The sequence below is a fragment of the Thioclava sp. JE_KL1 genome (genome assembly GCF_009296265.1).
Classification (GTDB): Bacteria; Pseudomonadota; Alphaproteobacteria; order Rhodobacterales; family Rhodobacteraceae; genus Thioclava.
The window spans coordinates 1-883 of record NZ_WBJS01000058.1 but is presented as its reverse complement, the minus strand read 5'-3'; the positions used below and the strand labels follow the sequence as shown (position 1 = coordinate 883).

The 883-nt window shown below is 54.0% G+C and carries 1 protein-coding gene; it reads left to right on the top strand.

Translation table 11 applies throughout. The features are described 5' to 3' along the window. Positions 1 to 232 precede the first annotated feature (232 nt). Positions 233 to 883: GntR family transcriptional regulator (locus F8R15_RS20880; RefSeq protein WP_172976285.1), on the top strand; the 651-nt coding region annotated here is incomplete at its 3' end.

The window sequence follows — 883 nt, the reverse complement described above, 5'->3', positions numbered from 1 at the left end:
CCCGCATAGGGCTTGCCCTCTGTAGCCTGCCACGCGCTCGCAGATGTTGCACAAAGCGTCGCCGCGATGGCAGCTACGTATTTAAGCTGCTTCATTTGATCCTCCCAAACCGAAACTGCAAGAACGCTACAAGCGAGGCGACCTTTCGTCAACAAGATTATCAATAATAATATTGTTGAACTTTCAGGCGGTCTTACGTATTCTCATATCTGACACTTCTATGAGAGCATTCATGCCAGACACACTTCACAAGGAATTGGAAAACGATATCATTTTCGGGGTCTACCCCCCAGGGACCCGGATCACCGAAGACAGCGTCATGGAACATTATGGCTGCAAACGACACGCGGTCCGCCATGCGTTCGCAGAGCTTGAGAACCAAGGTTTGCTTATTCATCGCCCCCGGCGCGGTGTGGAAGTCGTTGATTTCACACCTGACGAAGTTGACGCGCTTTATGATCTCCGCGTTGTGCTTGAAACGGCCGCAGCAAGGCGAACCCCATTGCCTGCCGACCCCGAATTAGTTGACAAGCTCACCGACATCGCGAAACGCCACGAGGATGCGATAAAGCGAGACGATTTTCGCCAAGTCTATGAACTGAACCAGCGCTTTCACGAGCTTCAATACAGTTGTTGCAAGAACCCCCGCTTGGCCGAGCTTATCGCACGCCACGCGCGCATGGCGCAGCCTATCCGGGTGGTGAAATACGATGACAGGGAACATATGGCGACCATCGTGGCGCAGCACATGGCAATAATCGACGCCCTGCGCGGCGGCTCGTATGACGCATACGAAGCCAGTGTCCGCAATCACTTGCCCGCATCCGCAGAAGCCTACAGGGTCTTGTATGAGCGACGGTTTGCGGCTCGCAGAACCGCAAAA